This window comes from Pseudomonas sp. A125 (genome assembly GCF_055409485.1).
In genome coordinates this window covers 45,576-66,191 of record NZ_JBUZVP010000001.1, presented here as the reverse complement: position 1 = coordinate 66,191, position 20,616 = coordinate 45,576, and the positions used below count along the sequence as shown (strand labels likewise).

The 20,616-nt window shown below is 61.2% G+C and carries 20 protein-coding genes; 11 read left to right on the top strand and 9 right to left on the bottom strand.

The genetic code is table 11. The features are described 5' to 3' along the window. Positions 1-29 precede the first annotated feature (29 nt). The gene (locus ACZRN6_RS00290; RefSeq protein WP_322144141.1) at positions 30-992 is read right to left on the bottom strand and encodes an alpha/beta hydrolase; all 963 of its coding nucleotides are present in this window, start codon (positions 990-992) and stop codon (positions 30-32) included. Between the two features lie 143 nt (positions 993-1,135). On the opposite strand from ACZRN6_RS00290, the gene aroC reads away from it, so the two are divergent. The 4 genes from aroC (at position 1,136) to ACZRN6_RS00270 (ending at position 4,619) form a co-directional block, all read left to right on the top strand. Continuing rightward, on the top strand, positions 1,136-2,227 hold the full coding sequence (gene aroC, locus ACZRN6_RS00285; protein ID WP_322144142.1) for a chorismate synthase: 1,092 nt from the start codon (positions 1,136-1,138) through the stop codon (positions 2,225-2,227). Between the two features lie 148 nt (positions 2,228-2,375). After that, a complete protein-coding gene (locus tag ACZRN6_RS00280; RefSeq protein WP_464007158.1) occupies positions 2,376-3,527 on the top strand; it encodes an MFS transporter in 1,152 nt (383 codons plus the stop codon). A gap of 28 nt (positions 3,528-3,555) precedes the next feature. Next, positions 3,556-4,101 (top strand): 1,2-dihydroxy-3-keto-5-methylthiopentene dioxygenase, encoded by a 546-nt coding sequence (locus ACZRN6_RS00275; protein ID WP_464006955.1) that lies wholly within the window; start codon positions 3,556-3,558, stop codon positions 4,099-4,101. Positions 4,102-4,334: 233 nt separating this feature from the next. Next, positions 4,335-4,619 carry a response regulator transcription factor gene (locus ACZRN6_RS00270; protein WP_322144144.1) on the top strand — a complete coding sequence of 95 codons (285 nt, stop codon included), beginning with the start codon at positions 4,335-4,337 and terminating at the stop codon, positions 4,617-4,619. 53 nt (positions 4,620-4,672) lie between these two features. Here ACZRN6_RS00270 and ACZRN6_RS00265 read toward each other — a convergent pair whose 3' ends face one another. Beyond that, positions 4,673-4,951 (bottom strand): DUF3509 domain-containing protein, encoded by a 279-nt coding sequence (locus ACZRN6_RS00265; RefSeq protein ID WP_322144145.1) that lies wholly within the window; start codon positions 4,949-4,951, stop codon positions 4,673-4,675. 397 nt (positions 4,952-5,348) lie between these two features. Between ACZRN6_RS00265 and ACZRN6_RS00260 the strand changes: the two genes are divergently transcribed. The 4 genes from ACZRN6_RS00260 to ACZRN6_RS00245 all read left to right on the top strand — a co-directional run bounded on the left by ACZRN6_RS00260 (position 5,349) and on the right by ACZRN6_RS00245 (position 8,619). Continuing rightward, positions 5,349-7,175, top strand: coding sequence for a long-chain-acyl-CoA synthetase (locus ACZRN6_RS00260; protein WP_464006954.1), 1,827 nt, complete (start codon positions 5,349-5,351; stop codon positions 7,173-7,175). Positions 7,176-7,271: 96 nt separating this feature from the next. Further along, entirely contained in the window at positions 7,272-7,787 is a 516-nt protein-coding gene (locus ACZRN6_RS00255; protein ID WP_322144147.1) for an ankyrin repeat domain-containing protein, read from the top strand. Between the two features lie 41 nt (positions 7,788-7,828). Beyond that, positions 7,829-8,359: a hypothetical protein gene (locus ACZRN6_RS00250; protein ID WP_464006953.1), complete on the top strand. Its 531-nt coding sequence runs from the start codon at positions 7,829-7,831 to the stop codon at positions 8,357-8,359. A 68-nt stretch (positions 8,360-8,427) separates the two neighbouring features. Beyond that, entirely contained in the window at positions 8,428-8,619 is a 192-nt protein-coding gene (locus ACZRN6_RS00245) for a PLDc N-terminal domain-containing protein (protein ID WP_010176042.1), read from the top strand. Positions 8,620-8,724: 105 nt separating this feature from the next. Here the strand turns inward: ACZRN6_RS00245 and ACZRN6_RS00240 are convergent, their stop codons facing one another. Next, complete coding sequence (locus ACZRN6_RS00240; protein ID WP_464006952.1) at positions 8,725-9,078, bottom strand: methylated-DNA--[protein]-cysteine S-methyltransferase; 354 nt, start codon at positions 9,076-9,078, stop codon at positions 8,725-8,727. Positions 9,079-9,398: 320 nt separating this feature from the next. On the opposite strand from ACZRN6_RS00240, the gene ACZRN6_RS00235 reads away from it, so the two are divergent. Then, positions 9,399-11,486, top strand: coding sequence for an LTA synthase family protein (locus ACZRN6_RS00235; protein WP_322144150.1), 2,088 nt, complete (start codon positions 9,399-9,401; stop codon positions 11,484-11,486). A gap of 58 nt (positions 11,487-11,544) precedes the next feature. Here the strand turns inward: ACZRN6_RS00235 and ACZRN6_RS00230 are convergent, their stop codons facing one another. Next, the gene (locus tag ACZRN6_RS00230) at positions 11,545-11,697 is read right to left on the bottom strand and encodes a DUF3309 family protein (protein ID WP_003216767.1); all 153 of its coding nucleotides are present in this window, start codon (positions 11,695-11,697) and stop codon (positions 11,545-11,547) included. A gap of 329 nt (positions 11,698-12,026) precedes the next feature. Between ACZRN6_RS00230 and ACZRN6_RS00225 the strand changes: the two genes are divergently transcribed. After that, positions 12,027-12,842, top strand: coding sequence for an SDR family oxidoreductase (locus ACZRN6_RS00225; RefSeq protein WP_322144151.1), 816 nt, complete (start codon positions 12,027-12,029; stop codon positions 12,840-12,842). Between the two features lie 226 nt (positions 12,843-13,068). Further along, entirely contained in the window at positions 13,069-13,278 is a 210-nt protein-coding gene (gene csrA / locus ACZRN6_RS00220; protein WP_322144152.1) for a carbon storage regulator CsrA, read from the top strand. Between the two features lie 3 nt (positions 13,279-13,281). On the opposite strand, the gene ACZRN6_RS00215 is transcribed toward csrA, so the two are convergent. The 5 genes from ACZRN6_RS00215 to mnmC form a co-directional block, all read right to left on the bottom strand. Continuing rightward, positions 13,282-13,509, bottom strand: a complete 228-nt coding sequence (locus ACZRN6_RS00215; protein WP_003192759.1) for a YheU family protein — start codon at positions 13,507-13,509, stop codon at positions 13,282-13,284. Positions 13,510-13,568: 59 nt separating this feature from the next. After that, positions 13,569-14,753: an osmoprotectant NAGGN system M42 family peptidase gene (locus ACZRN6_RS00210; protein WP_088427003.1), complete on the bottom strand. Its 1,185-nt coding sequence runs from the start codon at positions 14,751-14,753 to the stop codon at positions 13,569-13,571. 172 nt (positions 14,754-14,925) lie between these two features. Then, complete coding sequence (gene ngg / locus ACZRN6_RS00205; protein ID WP_464006951.1) at positions 14,926-16,671, bottom strand: N-acetylglutaminylglutamine synthetase; 1,746 nt, start codon at positions 16,669-16,671, stop codon at positions 14,926-14,928. A gap of 3 nt (positions 16,672-16,674) precedes the next feature. Continuing rightward, positions 16,675-18,447: an N-acetylglutaminylglutamine amidotransferase gene (locus ACZRN6_RS00200; protein WP_322144154.1), complete on the bottom strand. Its 1,773-nt coding sequence runs from the start codon at positions 18,445-18,447 to the stop codon at positions 16,675-16,677. Between the two features lie 153 nt (positions 18,448-18,600). Further along, the gene (gene mnmC / locus ACZRN6_RS00195; RefSeq protein ID WP_464006950.1) at positions 18,601-20,589 is read right to left on the bottom strand and encodes a bifunctional tRNA (5-methylaminomethyl-2-thiouridine)(34)-methyltransferase MnmC2/FAD-dependent 5-carboxymethylaminomethyl-2-thiouridine(34) oxidoreductase MnmC1; all 1,989 of its coding nucleotides are present in this window, start codon (positions 20,587-20,589) and stop codon (positions 18,601-18,603) included. Between the last annotated feature and the right edge of the window lie 27 nt (positions 20,590-20,616).

Here is a 20,616-nt window from a genome sequence, read left to right as displayed (position 1 = left end):
TTACTCAGGACTGGAGGGGCAATACTCGCTTAACTGGCGCGAAGTCCGTCGATAAAGCGAACCAGGCGCGTGCCCAGTTCGGCCGCGAGCGGCAACTGCGGGTCGTTGTAAGACTCCAATTGTTGCTTCACGTCGTTGGGCACGATCCGCATCACGTGGTTCATGCCCTCGATCACCGTCAGTTCGGCATCGGGTTTGGCCTTCTGCAGTTGTTGCGCATCGGCCACGCCGACTTGCAGGTCGTTGGTGCCCTGGACGATCAGCGCCGGCATGGTCAGCTTGGCAAATGCCGCCGAAGGGTCGGCGCGAAACAGGCTGATCAGGTAAGGCTGCACGCTGGGACGGAAAATGCCCTCGAGCGGCGCGGGCACATCGGCGTCCACCTGGCCGGCCTTGAGGTGGTCGAGAATCTGGTTGCTGCGCAGTAACAGGGCGGGTGGCATGTGGTCGGCCAGTTGCTGGCGGATCACCTGGTCTACGGGGCGCGCGCTGCCAGACAGGGAAATCACCCCGGCCGGATTCAACTGCGGGGCGGCGAGGGCGGCCACCAGTGCGCCTTCGCTGTGGCCCAGCACGATCAACGGGCCCATGCGCGGGTCGGCCTTGAGCAATTTGCCCCAGGCCACGGCGTCGGACACGTAGGCGTCCAGGGTCAGGTTGCGTTCATCGGGGGTGGCGGCAAGGCTCGCGGCCACGCCGCGCTTGTCGTAGCGCACGCTGGCGATGTTGTGCCTGGCCAGTACCCAGGCCAGGCGCTTGAGGCTGTCGTTGCGAGCGCCATCGGCGCTGTTGCCGTTGCGGTCGGTGGGCCCGGAGCCGGGAATGATCAGCACCACCGGCACCGGCTTGTCGGATTTGGGCAACAGCAACGAGCCAAACAGCTCGCCGCTGCCGGTGTCCAGGCTGATGGGCCGTTGCAGCACGACAGGCGAGGCGGCGAAGCCAAGGCTGGAAAACAGGGTAAGGGTCAAAAGCAGAACTCGCAGCATCATCGCGCCATCATCGGGGAGGTGCCGGTTGGACCAACGTCTACCGGTAAGGTTTCGATGATGATCTAGTCGGTTAGCCTGCGTATACTGGCCGCCTTAAGTTATTACGGTTGACTTGATTCAACTGATTTCACGGAGCGCCCTGCATGTCCGGCAATACCTACGGCAAGCTGTTCACTGTTACCACCGCGGGCGAAAGCCATGGCCCGGCGTTGGTCGCCATTGTCGACGGCTGCCCACCGGGCCTCGAGTTGTCCCTGGAAGACCTGCAGCGTGACCTCGACCGCCGCAAGCCCGGCACCAGCCGCCACACCACGCAGCGCCAGGAAGCCGACGAAGTCGAAATCCTCTCCGGCGTGTTCGAAGGCCGCACCACCGGCTGCGCCATCGGCCTGCTGATCCGCAATACCGACCAGAAGTCCAAGGACTACTCGGCGATCAAGGACCTGTTCCGCCCGGCCCACGCCGACTACACCTACCACCACAAATACGGCGAGCGCGACTACCGCGGCGGCGGCCGCAGTTCGGCGCGGGAAACCGCAATGCGTGTGGCGGCTGGCGCAATCGCGAAAAAATTCCTGGCGACCCAGGGCATCGTGATCCGTGGCTACATGAGCCAGCTGGGCCCGATCGAAATCCCGTTCAAGACCTGGGACAGCGTCGAAGACAACGCCTTCTTCTGCCCCGACCCGGACAAGGTGCCGGAACTGGAAGCCTACATGGACCAGTTGCGCCGCGACCAGGACTCCGTTGGCGCCAAGATCACCGTGGTTGCCGAAGGCGTAATGCCGGGCCTTGGCGAGCCGATCTTCGACCGCCTCGATGCCGAGCTGGCCCACGCGCTGATGAGCATCAATGCGGTCAAGGGTGTGGAAATCGGCGCCGGTTTTGCCTGTGTTGCCCAGCGCGGCACCGAGCACCGTGACGAGATGACCCCGGAAGGTTTCCTCAGCAACAACGCTGGCGGCATTCTCGGTGGTATCTCCTCCGGCCAGCCGATTGTTGCGCACCTGGCGCTCAAGCCGACGTCCAGCATCACCACGCCGGGCCGTTCGATTGACGTGCACGGCAACCCGGTGGACGTGATCACCAAGGGCCGTCACGACCCGTGCGTGGGCATCCGTGCCACGCCGATTGCCGAGGCAATGATGGCCATCGTGTTGATGGACCACCTGCTGCGCCATCGCGGGCAAAACGCCGATGTAAAGGTCAGTACGCCGGTGTTGCGCCAGCTATGACGGTATGTGGTGAGCGAGCTTGCTCGCGCTGGGCTGCGAAGCGGCCCCAAGACCTGCAACCCTGCATTAACTGGAGAAATGCGTTGCTGCTATTGGGGCCGCTTCGCAGCCCAGCGCGAGCAAGCTCGCTCGCCACAAGCCACTTATGGTGACGGAAGCCCTCCCGTACTGGCGACTCTCCAGCTTCTACCTGTTCTATTTCGCCCTGCTGGGGGCGACGGCGCCATTCCTGGCGCTGTACTTCGACCACCTGGGGTTCTCCAGCGCGCGCATTGGCGAGCTGGTGGCCATCCCCATGCTGATGCGCTGCGTGGCGCCCAACCTGTGGGGCTGGCTGGGGGATTACACCGGCCGGCGCCTGGCCATCGTGCGCTTTGGCGCAGTGTGCACCCTGGCGAGTTTCTCGCTGATTTTCGTCAGCAAGACCTACGCCTGGCTGGCGCTGGTCATGGCCCTGCATGCGTTCTTCTGGCACGCGGTGCTGCCGCAGTTTGAAGTCATCACCCTCGCGCATCTGCAGGGCCAGACCTCGCGCTACAGCCAGGTGCGGCTATGGGGTTCCATCGGTTTTATCCTTACCGTGGTGATCATGGGCCGGCTGTTCGACTGGCTGAACCTGGACATCTACCCGGTGGTAGTCGTGGTGATCATGGCCGGCATCATCGGCGCCAGCCTGTGGGTGCCGAATGCGCAGCCGCTGACCCAGGGCAACCGCCTGGCCGGTGACGGCTTCCTGCGACAACTGCGCAGCCCCGGGGTGCTGGCGTTTTATGCCTGTGTGGCGCTGATGCAAATGAGCCACGGCCCTTACTACACCTTCCTCACCTTGCACCTTGAACACCTGGGTTACAGCCGTGGTGTAATCGGCATGCTATGGGCTCTTGGCGTAGTGGCGGAAGTCTTGATGTTCCTGGGCATGAGCCGGATTCTCACGCGTTTTTCGGTACGCCGGGTGCTGATGGCGAGTTTCCTGCTGGCGGCGCTGCGCTGGTTGTTGCTGGGTTCGTTCGCTGAATTCTTCTGGGTGCTGTTGTTGGCGCAGGTGATGCACGCCGCGACCTTCGGCAGTTTTCACGCGGCGGCGATCCAGTTCGTGCAACGCAGCTTCGGTGCTCGCCAGCAAGGCCAGGGCCAGGCACTGTATGCCGCACTGGCCGGTACCGGCGGCGCGCTGGGCGCACTTTATTCAGGCTATAGCTGGAACCTGCTGGGGCCGACCCTGACCTTCAGTATCGCCAGCCTCGCGGCCCTGGCCGCCGCCATAATCATAGGCATTCGATTGCAAGAGGAGCGGCCATGAGCCGCTTCCGTGAAAGAGGAAGAGTTTGATGAGCTATCTCGCGGTTTACCATGTGTCCACTCCCGATACCCCGAACAAGGTCCTGACTCACCAGGACGATATCGCCTCGACCCTGGCCGAGCTGGGCGTGGGCTTCGACCGTTGGCAAGCCGCTAACCGGCTTGAAGCGGGTGCCAGCGATGTGCAGATCATCGCTGCCTATCAGGCGCCCATCGACAAGCTGATGACCGAGCGCGGTTACACCAACGTCGACGTGATCAGCGTCGGCAACGATCACCCACAGAAAGCCGAATTGCGCGCCGAGCGGCTCGACGAACACCGTATGGGTCATGACCACGTACGTTTCTTCGTCGCGGGCCATGGGCTGTTTACCTTGCACATCGATGACTATGTGTACGGCGTGTTCTGCGAAAAAAACGACCTGATCTCAGTGCCCGCCGGTATTGCACACTGGTTTGATATGGGGGAGAACCCGCACTTTGTGGCGATCCGCTTGTTCAACAGCCCGCAAGGGTTGGCGGTTAACTTGACTGGTGACGCGATTGCCGAGGGTTTCCCCCGGCTGGAAGACTAAGCTCGCCCGACCTGGCCTTCTGAATATAAGGCTTTTTTAAAGGTCAACTCAGACGTATTGGAAATCGTTGTAGGAAGAAGCTTTTAAGTGTGTGGGCAATAGCTGTTTATCGTTGCCCTTACTTAATGTTTCCACTCTTTGTGTAACTCTCCCGGGTCTCAATATTTATTCGCCTGTCAATAGGAGTAATCCGACTTCAGGCGTTACAAGACCTACGGAAGAGAGAGGCCTGCATGAGCGGTCCAGAGCTACTGGAACAACCGGCCACGAAAACTGATCACGTACCCGCTGGCCGAAGCAATTCGCGTGCGAGGTTGGCCGGTAAGCCGTTGACCCCAAAGGAACGGGAGATTCTGCGCTGGGCAGTCGAAGGCAAGACGGTCTGGGAGATCAGCAAAATCCGCTCGATCTCAGAGGCCACGGTTAAGTTTCACCTGCGTAATATCTATGGGAAGTTACAGGTAACTAACCGGGTCCAGGCCGCGAACGAGGCGGTAAAACAGGGTTTGTGCGAATAAAAAAGGCCGTGGTGCACAACGGCACCACGACCTGCTCGGGTCCTGCATCACATTCAAGCCGAATGGTAAGTCGGCAGGGCAAAGCGGTTCTGGCTTTGCAGCATCGAAATTTGCGGCAGGTCGCTGGCTTGTTCAGCCAGGTCGCGGCGAATCGCGCTGATCACCCAGGTAAGTTGGTCGGCGGTGTGCAGTTGCTGATAAGAGATCGAACGCTTGATCTGCTTGCCTTCGCTGTTGCGCAAGGTCAGCAGGATGCCGCCATCAGGACGGGCCTGAGTGGTGACGTCGAAATGGGAGAACACAGAAGAAAATTTGTCTTGGATCAGGCTCATGTCTATCAGCTCCGTTAGCTCATGTTTTGCAGCGTGGAGTGATGGTTGCAGTGATTGTGCCAGTACTGGTGCTGTTAAAAAAACCTTATAAATCAACAGTTTGAAAATTTACGAGATTTTCAGTTTCGTGCAATTTGCATGAATGGCCATCGTGCATCCTGCATTTTGCGGGGTTTTGCCATGTGTTTCGCCGCTGGCAGGCGAGGCAGGTCTTCCATACTGACCGCGTAACGGGCCGGGAAATTCCGTTTCCCTGCGGGATACAAAACTTTTCAAATCCTGCGTGTACAGCCGCAGAATGGCTGGCGTATTTTCCTGCAAGGCATTCAGCGTCGGTCTTACGGCGCAAAGGGTGCTTGAGGGTCATACGAACAATAAGAAAAAGGACGTTCCCGCCATGAATCACCCGTCAAGTGACATGATCACCTGGAGCATGATGCTGCGTAAGGTGCCCACCATTGTCCGTGCCCTGCCTCGACTGGTGCGCGGGATGCGCGCCGCCAACGTCACTGACCCCGCCCAGCCTTGCGGGCTTGCCTGGACGTTCGAACAAGCCGCCTTGCGCAACCCGGATGGCGCCGCGCTGCTGTACGGCGACACTGTGTTCAGTTACCGCCAGGCCAACCAGCAAGCAAACCGCATGGCCCATTACCTGCAGCAGCAGGGCATCCGCAAGGGCGACGTGGTGGCGTTGTTTATCGAAAACCGCCCCGAGTTGCTGCTCTGCGTGCTGGCCGTGGCCAAGCTGGGGGGCATTTGCGCGATGCTCAATACCTCGCAAACCCAGGCTGCGCTGATACACAGCCTCAACCTGGTAACGCCGGTGGCCATTGTGGTGGGCGCCGAGTTGGTGGCCGCCCACGAGGCCGTTCGCCTTCAAGTGGCGATCGACGCGAATAAAACCTGGTTTATTGCCGACCAGCCGCATGCCGACGTGCCGCCGGGCTACGTGGACCTGATGGCCGCCAGTGCCGATTGCCCGATGGAAAACCCCGCCAGCAGCCGGCAGATCTACTTCAACGACCCCTGCTTCTATATCTACACCTCCGGCACCACCGGCTTGCCCAAGGCCGGGGTTTTCAAGCACGGACGCTGGATGAGAACCTCCGCCAGCTTCGGCACCATCGCCCTGGATATGGGCCCCGAGGATGTCGTCTATTGCACCTTGCCGCTGTACCACGCCACCGGCCTGTGCGTGTGCTGGGGGGCGGCGATTGTCGGCGCATCGGGGTTTGCCATTCGCCGCAAGTTCAGTGCCAGCCAATTCTGGGACGATGTGCGCCGCTTCAATGCCACCACCCTGGGGTATGTCGGCGAGCTGTGCCGCTACCTGGTCGACCAGCCGGCGCACGGGCAGGACCGGAATAACCGGGTGACCAAGATGATCGGCAATGGCCTGCGCCCCGGTGTCTGGGCCGAGTTCAAGCAGCGCTTTGGTGTGGATCACATCTGTGAGCTGTACGCCGCCAGTGACGGCAATATCGGCTTCACCAACGTGTTGAATTTCGACAACACCATCGGTTTTTCCCTGATGCACTGGGCGCTGGTGGACTACAGCCACGACAGCGGTGAGCCGATTCGCGGCACCGACGGCTTTATGCGCGAAGTGTCAAAGGGTGGCCAAGGGCTGCTCTTGGCAAGGATCGATGCCAAGGCACCATTCGACGGCTACACCGACCCCGAGAAGAACCGCAAGGTGGTGTACAGCGATGTGTTCGAGAAGGGTGACCGCTACTTCAATACCGGCGACCTGTTGCGCAACATCGGGTTTGGCCATGCCCAATTCGTTGACCGGCTGGGGGATACCTACCGCTGGAAAGGTGAAAACGTTTCCACCACTGAAGTCGAAAACATCCTATTGCAGCACCCACAGATCTGCGAAGTGGTGGCCTACGGCGTCGAGATCGAAAACACCAATGGCCGCGCCGGTATGGCAGCTATCACGCCAGCTGAATCCCTGGCCGCTTTGGATATGCGTGAGTTGTTGCGGTTTGCCCATGGGCAGTTGCCCGCGTATGCAGTGCCGTTGTTCCTGCGGATCAAGGTGAAGATGGAAACCACGGGCACCTTCAAATACCAGAAGGTGAAACTCAAGGAGGAAGCGTTCGACCCGATCAAGGCCGGGGGTGATCCGATCTTTGCGTGGCTGCCGGGATCTGACAGCTACGTGCCCGTCACCGGGCAACTGCTGGAGCAAATCCAGGCGGGCAAGTTTCGTTATTGATTCTGCCTATCGCAGCTTTTGGGAAAAAAGGCATGACAGTGGGGAACTCCGTCGCGAGACTGGGCGCCTTATGAAGCACCAGACAAGGAGCCCCACATGTCAGACCAAGCCAAACAAATGACCGAAGACGAAGCCGCCGAATTTGCCGAGCAGGTGTTCGACGTGGCGCGCAAGGGTGATGCAGCGATGCTGGCTGCACTGCTGGCCAAGGGTTTGCCGCCAAACCTGCGTAACCACAATGGCGATACGCTGTTGATGCTGTCCGCCTACCACGGCCACGCGGACGCAGTAAAAGTGCTGCTGGAGTTCAAGGCCGACCCACAGATCGCCAATGACAAGAACCAGCTGCCGATTGCCGGCGCGGCGTTCAAGGGCAACCTTGCAGTGGTCAAGGCGTTGATCGAAGGTGGGGCGTTGGTCGAAGGCGCGTCATCGGATGGCCGCACGGCGTTGATGATGGCGGCGATGTTCAACCGCACCGAGATGGTGGACTACCTGCTCAGTCAGGGCGCCAACCCCAGGGCCACCGATGCCCAGGGCGTGACCGCGCTGGCGGCGGCGCACACCATGGGCGCAGTGGATACGGCGGCGCAGTTGCAAAAACTGGTGTAGGCTTTGCGCCCTCGAAATCAGCCCTGCCACAGGACCACTCCATGAAAACCGCACTCGTCGAACTCATCAGCAAAATCAGCTCCGGCTGCATGAGCGAACCCGAGATCGCCAAGGTGGCTGACGAAGCGGCCCAGGCCTACGCCGATCCGCAAGCGTTCCTGGCCGCCAACCCCGACATCAACTACGACGACACTTTCCCGATTCCGTTGGGCGAGTGGATCGTCGTCGGCAGCCTGCCCGAAACGGTGCTGTTCCAGGCTGATACCTACCAGGACCTGTTCGCCCAGATCGTTGCCTCATTCGGCCCCGGCGTGGCGTTCAACCTCAAGCCCAAGCAGTTGGCCAAGACCGAAGCCCTGACCGCGCTGAACCGCATCCAGATCCAGATGAGCGCGCTCAACCCGGAAAATGGTGGCTATGTGCTGGTCAACCTTAGCCAACCGCTGGACGACGAGATCCAGGCCGTGCTGGTCTACGGCAACGACGTGCCGCGGGTGCTGGAGCTGTGCGCTGAAGTCGGGATCAAGGGCGAACCGTCCCTGGAAGCCCTGCGGGTTGCGGTCCACGTCTGAAATAAAACGGAACCCCTGGCCACGGCTGACTATCCTAAGCAGGCATGCCCTCACTTAGGAGCGACACCATGGGTTCCACTTTTAATGGCTTGATCGGGTTGATCATCCTTGCGTTGGATATCTGGGCGATCATCAACGTGTTCAAAAGCGGCGCGGGTACCGGCGCCAAGGTGTTGTGGATCCTGTTGATCCTGCTGCTGCCGGTGTTGGGCTTGATCATCTGGGCGATCGCCGGGCCGCGCGGCAACGTGCGCATCTGAAGATCTGCGACGTAGCAGCTGTCGAGCCTGAGCGAGGCTGCGTCTGCGGTGTGTCAGGCACACCGCGAACGCAGCCTCGCTCAGGCTCGACAGCTGCTACGGTTACTAGATCAACCAGCTGCCTTCCAGCTCCAGCAACTTCACCTTGTTCTCGATCCCGCCGCCAAACCCCACCAGTGTTCCATCGCTGCCCACCACACGGTGACAGGGAATGATGATGGAAATCGGGTTGGCGCCATTGGCCGTGCCGACCGGCGCCAGCGTTAGATCAAATACTTCGCGCTTGCGTGCAAAATACTCATCCAGTTGCCGTCTTGCTGCATCCAACTCGTTAGTTGCCAGCGCCCAATCTGCCTGCACCGGGCATTGATGCACGTCCATATATAACAGGCGCAGACCTTGTTCATCGGCCGCGAGCAACAGCGGCCCGAGGGGGCTTGGATGGTAGCAATAAAACATCATGGGCAATCCAAAAAGGCAGATGGCCAAGATACGGCCCCAAGTTGCTCACTACAATCTCGGCTGTTTTTTGTGTGTCGAGATATTCGCTGCACAAAATTTTCACATTCCATCCAAGACAATTCGCCGGCTATTTTTCCTGCCGGATGCTCTAAGACGAGTCTCAAACACTGGCCGGATTGAGTAATCAATGGCGTTGCTGGCGTTGATCGGGCACCATTTGCGCCATCGCGTTAACGGCCTACCCCATCTTACTGGGCGAGGGCAGTACGCCGCCGTATTCATTCGCAACTTAAACTTCCAATGGGTCCTAGAACGACATGGCAAACCCGGACGCCCTGAATCAGCAGCGAGCTTCTAATCGCTTGCTGCAACCGACCGTCAAATCCCATCTGGCGTACACGCTGCTTTGTGCCTTGATCATGATGGTGATGTTCTCCCTGCTGCGCCTGGCGCTGCTGGTTTACAACCGTGAGATGATCCTCGACACACCCGCCTCGACTTTCCTGGAAGCGTTCGCCAACGGCCTGCGCCTGGATATTCGCCTGGTGATGTATGTGCTGGTTCCGCTGCTGCTGGCCTTGTTCAGCGTACGGGCCATGGCGGCGCGCGGGTTCTTCCGCTTGTGGCTGACTGTCGCGTCGAGCATCGCCCTGTTCCTGGGCCTGATGGAGATGGACTTCTACCGCGAGTTCCACCAGCGCCTCAACGGCCTGGTCTTCCAGTATGTGAAGGAAGACCCGAAAACCGTGATGAGCATGCTCTGGTACGGGTTCCCGGTCGTGCGTTACCTGCTGGCCTGGGCCGTGGGCACGCTGATCCTGAGCATCGCGTTTAAAGGTGCCGACCGTGCGACGCGCCCACGTGGCCCCTTCAGCGGCGGCAGCATCGGCACCCGCCAGGTGGCGCCGTGGTACACACGCATCGCGGTGTTCGTGGTCTGCGTACTGATCGCCGTGGTCGCCATCCGTGGCACCCTGCGCCAGGGCCCGCCGCTGCGCTGGGGTGACGTGTACACCACCGACTCGAACTTCGCCAACCAGTTGGGCCTCAACGGTACCTTGTCGCTGATCTCGGCGGCGAAATCGCGCTTCTCCGAAGAGCGTTCGAACATCTGGAAAGCCACCCTGGAACAACCACTGGCCACCCAGACCGTGCGCGACATGCTGGTACTGCCGACCGAGAAACTGGTCGACGCCGACACCGCGGCCGTGCGCCGTGACTTCACGCCGCCGGCCGAGAAGACCCTGCCGATCAAGAACGTCGTGGTTATCCTGATGGAAAGCTTCGCCGGTCACTCGGTGGGCGCCCTGGGCCGGCCGGGCAACATCACGCCGTATTTCGACAAACTGTCCAAGGAAGGCCTGCTGTTCGACCGCTTCTTCTCCAACGGTACCCATACCCACCAGGGTATGTTCGCCACCATGGCCTGCTTCCCGAACCTGCCAGGCTTCGAATACCTGATGCAGACCCCGGAAGGCAGCCACAAGCTGTCGGGCCTGCCGCAGCTGCTCAGTGCGCGCAAGTTTGACGACGTGTACGTCTACAACGGCGACTTCGCCTGGGACAACCAGTCGGGCTTCTTCAGCAACCAGGGCATGACCAACTTCATCGGGCGCAATGACTTCGTCAACCCGGTGTTCTCGGACCCGACCTGGGGCGTGTCCGACCAGGACATGTTCACCCGTGGCCTGGAAGAGTTGAAGGCGCGCGAAGGCGGCAAGCCGTTCTATGCGCTGCTGCAAACCCTGTCCAACCACACACCGTACGCGTTGCCGACGCCATTGCCGGTCGAGAAAGTCACCGACCGTGGCAGCCTCAACGAGCATTTGACGGCCATGCGCTACTCCGACTGGGCCCTGGGCCAATTCTTTGAAAAGGCCCGCAAGGAGCCGTACTTCAAGGAAACCCTGTTCGTGATCGTGGGCGACCACGGCTTCGGCAACGAGCAGCAGATTACCGAGATGGACCTGGGCCGCTTCAACGTGCCAATGCTGATGATTGCACCGGGCATGCAGGAGAAGTTTGGCGAGCGTGACCACACCGTGGGCACTCAGATCGACATCGTGCCGACCATCATGGGCCGCCTCGGTGGTGACACCCTGCACCAATGCTGGGGCCGTGACCTGCTCAACCTGCCGGAAGGCGACAAGGGCTTTGGCGTGATCAAACCGTCGGGCAGCGACCAGACCGTCGCGTTGCTTACTGGTGACCGCGTACTGGTATTGCCGAAGGAAATGCCACCGAAGCTGTGGGAATACGAACTGGGCGCCAACCCCACCGGGAAAGTGATTCCAGAGTCGCCGGACGAGGCTGCGCTGAAGCAGAAGCTCGAATCGTTCCTGCAGACCGCTACCAAGAGCCTGCTGGATAACACCGCAGGTGTCGTGGACGGCAAGCCGGACTAAACACCGCGCATAAAAAAAGAGGCCTTTTAGGCCTCTTTTTTTTGCGCTGTTAAATGCGTTATATCTTGCCGAGCAACAACAGAATCAACAGCACTACCAACACAGTACCGAGAATACCCGATGGCCCGTAACCCCAGTTACGTGAGTGAGGGAACACTGGCAAACCGCCGACCAGCAGGAGGATCAGAATAATGATAAGAATGAGGCTCATGTTTTGTTTTCCTTATTGTCTTCTGAAAAGACCTGTTATTTAACGGGTAGGCCCGACAGTTAGTACGGACGCCTTAATAACTCCGACCGGTTCGTTGGGCAGAAAATTCCGTGTTTTTTTAAAGCTTTTTGCTAACCTGCTTATTTCCTTTAACTGCGTTGCAAATACCCCTCCTTAGTTTAAATAAATTGAACTTGGCGGGTTTCCCGCTATCCGACCCGGGCCTCGGTTTGCCTGGGGCATTCAGCAGTCTGATGGTGCGTGGGTGCGGGAAAAACCTTCGCTACACTGCGGCTCACTTCTTCCGTGAACCACAAGGCTACTTTCCTATGCAAAATCGCATGATGATCACCGGCGCCGGTTCCGGCCTGGGTCGCGAAATCGCTCTGCGCTGGGCCCGTGAGGGTTGGCAGCTGGCCTTGTCGGATGTCAGCGAAGCGGGCCTGCAAGAAACCCTGAAGTTGGTGCGCCAGGCCGGCGGTGACGGCTTCACCCAGCGTTGCGACGTGCGCGACTACAGCCAGCTCACCGCCTTCGCACAGGCCTGTGAAGAAAAGCTCGGCGGCATCGACGTGATCGTCAACAACGCCGGCGTGGCGTCGGGCGGCTTCTTCAGCGAGTTGTCCCTGGAAGACTGGGACTGGCAGATCGCAATCAACCTGATGGGCGTGGTCAAGGGCTGCAAGGCGTTCCTGCCGCTGCTGGAAAAGAGCAAGGGCCGCATCATCAATATTGCCTCCATGGCCGCCCTGATGCAGGGCCCGGCCATGAGCAACTACAACGTGGCCAAGGCCGGCGTGGTGGCGCTCTCGGAAAGCCTGCTGGTGGAACTCAAGCAACAGGAAGTGGGTGTGCACGTGGTATGCCCGTCATTTTTCCAGACCAACCTGCTGGATTCGTTCCGCGGGCCGACGCCAGCGATGAAGGCCCAGGTGGGCAAGCTGCTGGAAAGCTCGCCGATCACTGCCGCAGAAATTGCCGACTACATCTACCAGCAGGTGGCGCAAGGGCAATTCATGATCCTGCCCCACGAGCAAGGACGCATGGCCTGGGCGTTGAAGCAGAAGAACCCGCAGTTGCTGTATGACGAAATGACGGTGATGGCAGACAAGATGCGGGCCAAGGCCCAGTCGCTCAAAGCCTGAACATGTCCACTTTCCCTGTGGTGAGAGGCTTGGTCCCTCACCACAGGGGCCGCGACGCTATATACATTGCGTTTAAGCCTTGGGTGCAGTTCGCGACTAATCGTCCGCTGTCTGTAAGGTGATTTACCAGTCTGTGTAAGACATGCCTGTTTAGCCTGGGGGTCATTGATGGTGGTAGGCGGGGAGTGCATGGTCGGGGTTCGGTAACTTAAAAAGGACGAACCCCATGTTGGTATTAAGCCGCGCGGTAGGCGAAATAATCTCGGTGGGCGACCAGATCACTGTGCGCATTCTGGAAGTGAACGGTACCCAAGTGAAGCTCGGCGTGGAAGCGCCGGTGGGGGTCAACGTGCACCGGGCGGAGGTCTATCAGAAGATCCTCAGGCGCCAGAGGCAACAGGCCACGACCCATCCGGTGCCTGTGCCCAATCCATGATGGTCAGTCGAACAGATGCTTGGGCACATCGTGCTTGAGCATCAACTGGCACTGCTCGCTCTCGGGGTCGAAGACAATCAGCGCCTGGCCCTTGGTCAGTGCCTGGCGTACCCGCAGCACCCGGGTTTCCAGGGGCGTGTCGTCACCATTGTCGGTACCGTCGCGGGTCACGAAGTCTTCGATGAGGCGGGTCAGGGTATCGACTTCAAGTGCATCGTAGGGAATCAGCATACAAGCCTCAGCTAAGGAATCCCGGCGATGCTACTGCGCCGGGATCCCAGTTGCCAGTCTCAGGTTTTTTGGCCCACCAGGCTGTCCACCGATGGCACGCGGGTATCACTCTCCATTTGCGTGTCGTGTTCGATCTGATGGCTGAACCGGTCGAGCGAGCCTTTGGCCGGCTGCGCATCGCTGGCGAACACTGGCGGGCTGAGGATATAAGCGCCCAACAGGCGGCTTAGTGCCGCCAGGCTGTCGATGTGCGTGCGCTCATAGCCATGGGTGGCGTCGCAACCAAATGCCAGCAGCGCGGTACGAATGTCGTGCCCGGCGGTCACCGCCGAATGCGCGTCGCTGAAGTAATAGCGAAACAGATCGCGGCGCACCGGCAGTTCATTTTCCGCCGCCAGGCGCAGCAGGTGGCGTGACAGGTGATAGTCATACGGCCCGCCGGAATCCTGCATCGCCACACTCACCGCGTGTTCGCTGGAGTGCTGCTCGTGGGCCACCGGGGCGATGTCGATACCGACGAATTCACTCACATCCCACGGCAATGCTGCCGCCGCGCCGCTGCCGGTTTCTTCGGTGATGGTAAACAGCGGGTGGCAGTCGATCAGCAGTGGCTGGCCGCTGTCGACAATCGCCTTGAGCGCCGCCAGCAGTGCCGCAACCCCGGCTTTATCGTCCAGGTGGCGAGCGCTGATATGGCCGCTCTCGGTGAACTCGGGCAGCGGGTCGAAGGCGACAAAATCGCCGACGCTGATGCCCAGCGAATCACAGTCGGCGCGGGTGGCACAGTAGGCGTCCAGGCGCAGTTCAATGTGGTCCCAACTGATGGGCATTTCGTCCACGGCGGTATTGAACGCGTGCCCCGAGGCCATCAGCGGCAGCACGCTGCCACGGATCACGCCGTTATCGGTAAACAGGCTGACACGGCTGCCTTCGGCAAACCGGCTGGACCAGCAGCCCACTGGCGCGAGGGTCAGGCGGCCGTTTTCCTTGATCGCCCGCACGGCGGCGCCGATGGTGTCCAGGTGCGCGGACACGGCGCGGTCGGGGCTGTTTTTCTGGCCCTTGAGGGTGGCGCGAATGGTGCCGCGCCGGGTCATTTCAAAGGGAATGCCCAGCTCTTCAAGGCGCTCGGCAACGTAGCGCACGATGGTGTCGGTAAACCCGGTGGGGCTGGGGATGGCGAGCATCTCCAGCAGCACTTTTTGCAGGTAAGCAAGATCCGGTTCGGGGATGGTTCGGGTCATGGAAACTCCTGATGAGTTGAGGGCATCGATGGTTTCGATGAGTGGGCCAGTGGCTAGAGAGTCATCGACTGTTCCGACCCCATCGCGGGCAAGCCCGGCTCCCACATTGGAGTGCATTCCACGTGTGGGAGCGGGCTTGCCCGCGAAGGCGCCAGTCAAGGCAACACCTTTCTCAAGCCGTCGGTTGGCTGTGCGGAAACAACAGGTCCACAAACTTTTCAGCCGTCGGCTGCGGTTCGTGGTTGGCCAGCCCGGCCCGTTCGTTGGCTTCGATGAATACGTATTCCGGTTGGTCAGCGGCCGGCACCATCAGGTCCAGGCCCACCATCGGAATGTCCAGGGCGCGGGCCGCACGCACGGCGGCGTCGACCAGCGTCGGGTGCAGAATGGCCGTGACGTCTTCCAGGCAACCGCCGGTGTGCAGGTTGGCGGTACGCCGCACCGCCAGGCGTTCGCCACGGGGTAGAATGCTGCTGTAGTCATAGCCGGCAGCCTGCAGGGTGCGTTGGGTTTCGTGGTCCAGGGGGATTTTGCTTTCGCCGTCGGTGGCGGCCTGGCGTCGGCGGCTCTGGGCCTCGATCAGCGCGCCGATGGAGTGCTGGCCGTCGCCGGTGACTTCCGCGGGGCGGCGAATGGCGGCGGCGACCACTTCAAAACCGATCACCAGAATGCGCAGGTCGAGCCCTTCGTGGAAGCTTTCCAGCAGCACCCGTGAGTCGAACTGGCGGGCCGCTTCAATCGCTTTTTGCACCTCTTCAATACTCTGCAAATCCACCGCCACGCCCTGGCCTTGCTCGCCATCCAGCGGTTTGACGACGATGCGCTGATGCTCGTCGAGGAACTCCAGGTTGTCATCGGCACTGCCCGCCAACTGTTGTTGCGGCAGGTTCAAACCGGCGGCCTTGAGCACTTTGTGGGTCAGGCTCTTGTCCTGGCACAGGGTCATGCTGATGGCGCTGGTCAGGTCGCTCAGGGATTCGCGACAGCGCACCCGGCGGCCACCGTGGCTTAAGGTGAACAGCCCGGCATCGGCGTCATCGACCTGCACATCGATCCCGCGCCGATGGGCTTCCTCAACGATGATCCGCGCATACGGATTGAATTCCGCTTGCGGGCCGGGGCCGAGGAACAATGGCTGGTTGATGCCGTTCTTGCGCTTGATGGCAAAGGTGGTCAGGGCGCGAAAACCGAGCTTGGCGTAAAGACTTTTCGCCTGGCGGTTATCGTGCAGCACCGACAGGTCGAGGTAGCTCAGGCCACGGCTCATGAAGTGTTCGATCAGGTGGCGCACCAGCACTTCGCCCACGCCGGGGCGCGAGCATTGCGGGTCCACCGCCAGGCACCAGAGGCTGCAACCGTTTTCCGGGTCGTGGAAGGCTTTCTGGTGGTTCAGGCCCATCACGCTGCCGATCACCGCGCCGCTGTCTTCGTCCTCGGCCAGCCAATACACCGGGCCGCCCTGATGACGCGGGGTGAGCAGCGCCGGGTCCACCGGCAACATGCCGCGGCCCTGATACAGCTGGTTCACTGCCTGCCAGTCCGCTTCGCTTTGCGCGCGGCGAATACGAAAGCCGCGAAACACCCGGGTCGCCGGACGATAGTCGGTGAACCATAGGCGCAATGTATCGGAGGGGTCGAGAAACAACTGCTGCGGGTCAATCCCCAGGATCTGCTGCGGCGCCGCCACATACAGTGCGATGTCGCGCTCGCCGGGCTGCTCGTTGAGCAACTCCAGGGCCAGGCTCGCCGGGTCGGGAAACGTATGGCCGATCAACAGCCGGCCCCAGCCGCAATGCACGGCAATCGGCGTAGGGCCCAGTTCGCTGCCGTCTTCGGCAAAGCGGGCTTGCAGGCGCTCGTAGGAGGGCGCCTGGCCCCGCAGCAAACGTTGGCTGTAAGCCGTGGCATGAGGTTTCATGAATCAGATTCCTTGTTCGCTGAGCCACAGGTTCAGCGCCGCCAGTTGCCACAGCTTGGAGCCGCGCAACGGGGTCAATTGGCCTTGGGGGTCGGTGAGCAGGCGGTCGAGCATCGCCGGGTTGAACAGGCCGCGATCCTGGCTTGGGTCCAGCAGCAGGTCGCGTACCCAGTTCAAGGTGTCGCCCTGCAAATGCTTGAGGCCGGGCACCGGGAAATAGCCTTTCTTGCGGTCGATGACCTCGCTCGGGATTACCCGGCGCGCGGCTTCCTTGAGCACTTGCTTGCCGCCGTCCGGCAGCTTGAATTTGCCCGGTACTCGCGCCGACAGTTCCACCAGGCGGTAGTCGAGAAACGGCGTACGCGCTTCCAGGCCCCAGGCCATGGTCATGTTGTCGACGCGTTTGACCGGGTCATCCACCAGCATCACGGTGCTGTCCAGGCGCAGGGCTTTGTCCACCGCGGCATCGGCACCGGGCTGGGCGAAATGCTCGCGCACAAAGTCGCCGGCGGCGTCATTGGCGGTCAGCCATTTGGGCGCGACGGTGGCTGCGTAGTCGTCGTAACTGCGGTCGAAAAACGCATCGCGGTAGGCCGCATACGGATCGCTCGCGCCATCCACCTGCGGGTACCAGTGGTAACCGGCGAACAGCTCATCGGCGCCCTGGCCGCTTTGCACCACCTTGCAATGCTTGGCCACTTCCCGGGACAAGAGGTAAAAGGCGATGCAGTCGTGGCTGACCATCGGCTCGCTCATGGCACGGAACGCTGCTGGCAGTTGCTCGATGATCTCGCTTTCGGCAATGCGCAGTTGGTGGTGACGGGTGCCGTAATGCTTGGCGATCAAATCCGAGTACTGGAATTCGTCACCGCGCTCGCCACCGGCGTCTTCAAAACCGATGGAGAAGGTCGACAGGTCCTGCACGCCGACTTCGCGCAACAGGCCCACGAGCATGCTCGAGTCGACGCCGCCCGAGAGCAGCACGCCCACATCCACCGCCGCCCGCTGACGAATCGCCACGGCCTCGCGGGTGCTGTCGAGCACGCGGTCGGTCCAGTCCTCGAGGGTCAGGTTGGCTTCATCCGCGTGCGGGCCGTAGGGCAGGGTCCACCAGGTTTTCTGTTCGGTGTTGCCGTCGGCATCAATGCGCATCCAGGAGGCGGGCGGCAGCTTTTCAATGCCCGCCAGCAGGGTGCGCGGCGCCGGTACCACGGCATGAAAGTTCAGGTAATGGTTGAGTGCAACCGGATCAAGGATCGGGTTGATGTCGCCGCCCTTGAGCAGTGCCGGCAATGCCGAAGCAAAGCGCAGGCGCTGGCCGGTGCGCGACAGGTACAGCGGCTTCACGCCGAGACGGTCACGGGCGATAAACAGGCGCTGGGCATCGCGCTCCCAGATGGCGAACGCGAACATGCCATTGAGCTTGGGCAGCAGGGCTTCGCCCCAGGCGTGGTAGCCCTTGAGCAGCACTTCGGTGTCGCCACCGGAATAGAACGCGTAGCCGAGCGCTTCCAGCTCTGTGCGCAATTCAGGGAAGTTGTAAATCGCGCCATTGAACGCCAGGGACAGCCCCAGTTGGGCGTCGACCATCGGTTGGGCAGAGCCGTCCGACAGGTCCATGATTTTCAGGCGGCGATGGCCCAGGGCAATCGGCCCTTGGGCGTGGAAGCCCCATGCATCGGGGCCTCGGGGGGCGAGGTGATGGGTGATTCGTTCCACTGCTGCCAGGTCGGCAGGTTGGTGATCAAAGCGTAACTCGCCAGCTAATCCGCACATAAATTCCTTACCGGTTTTTCCGTTGGGGAGGATAGAAATGCAGCCCGCCAAAACGGCAGGTACCCAAAAACTGACCCGGGTAAATTGTGGGAGTTTTAGAACGATACGTTATAAGGCAATGAGCCTTGACGGGTTGCGGGCCCGTCAGGGCGCTCAGGTTTTGCTTGCGTTACCGCGAATCAGGGTGCGCAACGCGAACCGATTCGGGTGGCAGGCTTCGCTGACACTGCGCGGCAGCGGCAGCGGTTCATCGTCCACCCAGGCGGCCAGCAGTTCGGCGCAGAGGGGCGCGGTGACCAGCCCGCGTGAGCCATGGCCACTGTTTATATACAGGCCGTTTAGCCACGGGCACGGAGCATCAGGGATGTGCCGGGCGTCTTTGCTGAGGGCCGCGTACAGGTGGTCAAACGCCTCGCGTTCCGCCAGCGGCCCGACGATCGGCAAGTAGTCGGGGCTGGTGCAGCGGAACGCGGCGCGGCCTTCGAGCTGCTCGGGCGCCAGGCTATCGGCGCCCAGGCGGTGCAGCAGGTCGATGGAGATTTCCCGCAGCATCTCAAGGTTACCCACGTGTTCGGCCACCGTGGGCGTAAGGTCGTCGCTCTTGAAATCAAAGCTGGCGCCGAGGGTATGCTCGCCCAGGCGTGGCGGGGCCACATACCCCTCGGCGCACACCACCGTGGCCAACGCCTGGCTGTGTGCCGTTTGCGGTAGCCGGGTGATTTGCCCGCGGATGCGCTTGAGGGGCAAGTCTGCGCTGAAGGAAAACCGCTTGATCTCGGCCGCACCGGCCAGCACTACCACCGTGGCCTGAGCTAGAACCGTATCGCCATGCAGCGCCCGCCACTGACCGTCGACCTGCTTGAGCTCAAGGGCGTCGTGGTGGTGGAGCACCTCGATCAGCGGATGCCTGGCTTGCCATTGGCACAGCGCGGGCGGGTGTACCCAGCCGCCTTCGGGGAAGAACAAGCCTCCTTGTTCCAGTGTTATCCCGGCTCGTGCCTGGGCCTGTTGTTGATCCAACAGGTGCAGCAGATCCGGAGCAAAAGCACTGGCCAACTGCGCCTGGCGCTCGGCCTCCTTGGCATTGAAGGCCAGTTGCAACACGCCGCAGCCACCCCAGTCCACGCCCCGTTGCAGGTGCTCCAACAGGCGCCGGGTGTGGCTGAAACCGCTGAGAATCAACTGCGACAGTGCCGTGCCATGGGCTGAAAGCTTGAGGTACAACACCCCTTGCGGGTTGCCGGAGGCTTCTTGTGCGAGTGCTGCGTGGCGCTCCAGCAAGCTGACCCGCCAGCCGCGCGCCGCGAGGCTGGCGGCCGTGGCACACCCGGCAAGGCCGCCGCCGATTACCAGCGCGTGGCGTTCACCGCCCACGGCAGGCGGGCGCGCGAACCAGGGTTTTACCGCAGCAGGCGCAGGCGTTTCAGCTGGCCAACCGAGAAATTCACCCCGCAGGATTTCCCACTTGTGACCGATGCCCGGGGTGCGCTTCATCTTGAACCCGGCGGCGTTGATCAACCTGCGCACCCAGCCGGTGCTGGTGAAGGTGCTGATGGTGGAGCCCGGTGCTGCCAGCCGTGCCAGTTCGGCAAACAGCTCGGCGGTCCACATATCGGGGTTTTTTGCCGGGGCGAAACCGTCGAGGAACCAGGCGTCGATTTGCGCGTCCAGCTGTGGCAATTGCTCCAGTGCATCGCCGATCAACAGCGTGAGGGTGACGCGGCCGTTATCCAGCACCAGCCGCTGGAAGCCCTGATGGATCGCGATGTACTGCCCCAGCAGTTGCTCGGCAAACGCTGCCAGTTCCGGCCAGAGGGCGAGGGCGCGTTGCAGGTCGGCGTGGCTCAGTGGGTACTTTTCCACACTCACAAAATGCAGGCGCGCACCCGCCACCGCGTGTTGTTCGAACAACTGCCAGGCGCACAGGAAATTCAAGCCGGTGCCGAAGCCGGTCTCGCCGATCACTAAGCGCCCGCCCACCGGCAGTGCAGCAAAGCGTTCCTGCAAACGGTTCTGTTCGAGGAATACGTAGCGGGTTTCTTCAAGGCCCGACTTGTCGGAGAAGTACACGTCATCGAAGACCCGCGAGTGCGGGCGACCTTGGTCATCCCAGTCGAGCTGGGCGTGGGATACGGGGTTCATGAGTGGCTCGGCAAAGGCAAGGCGGCC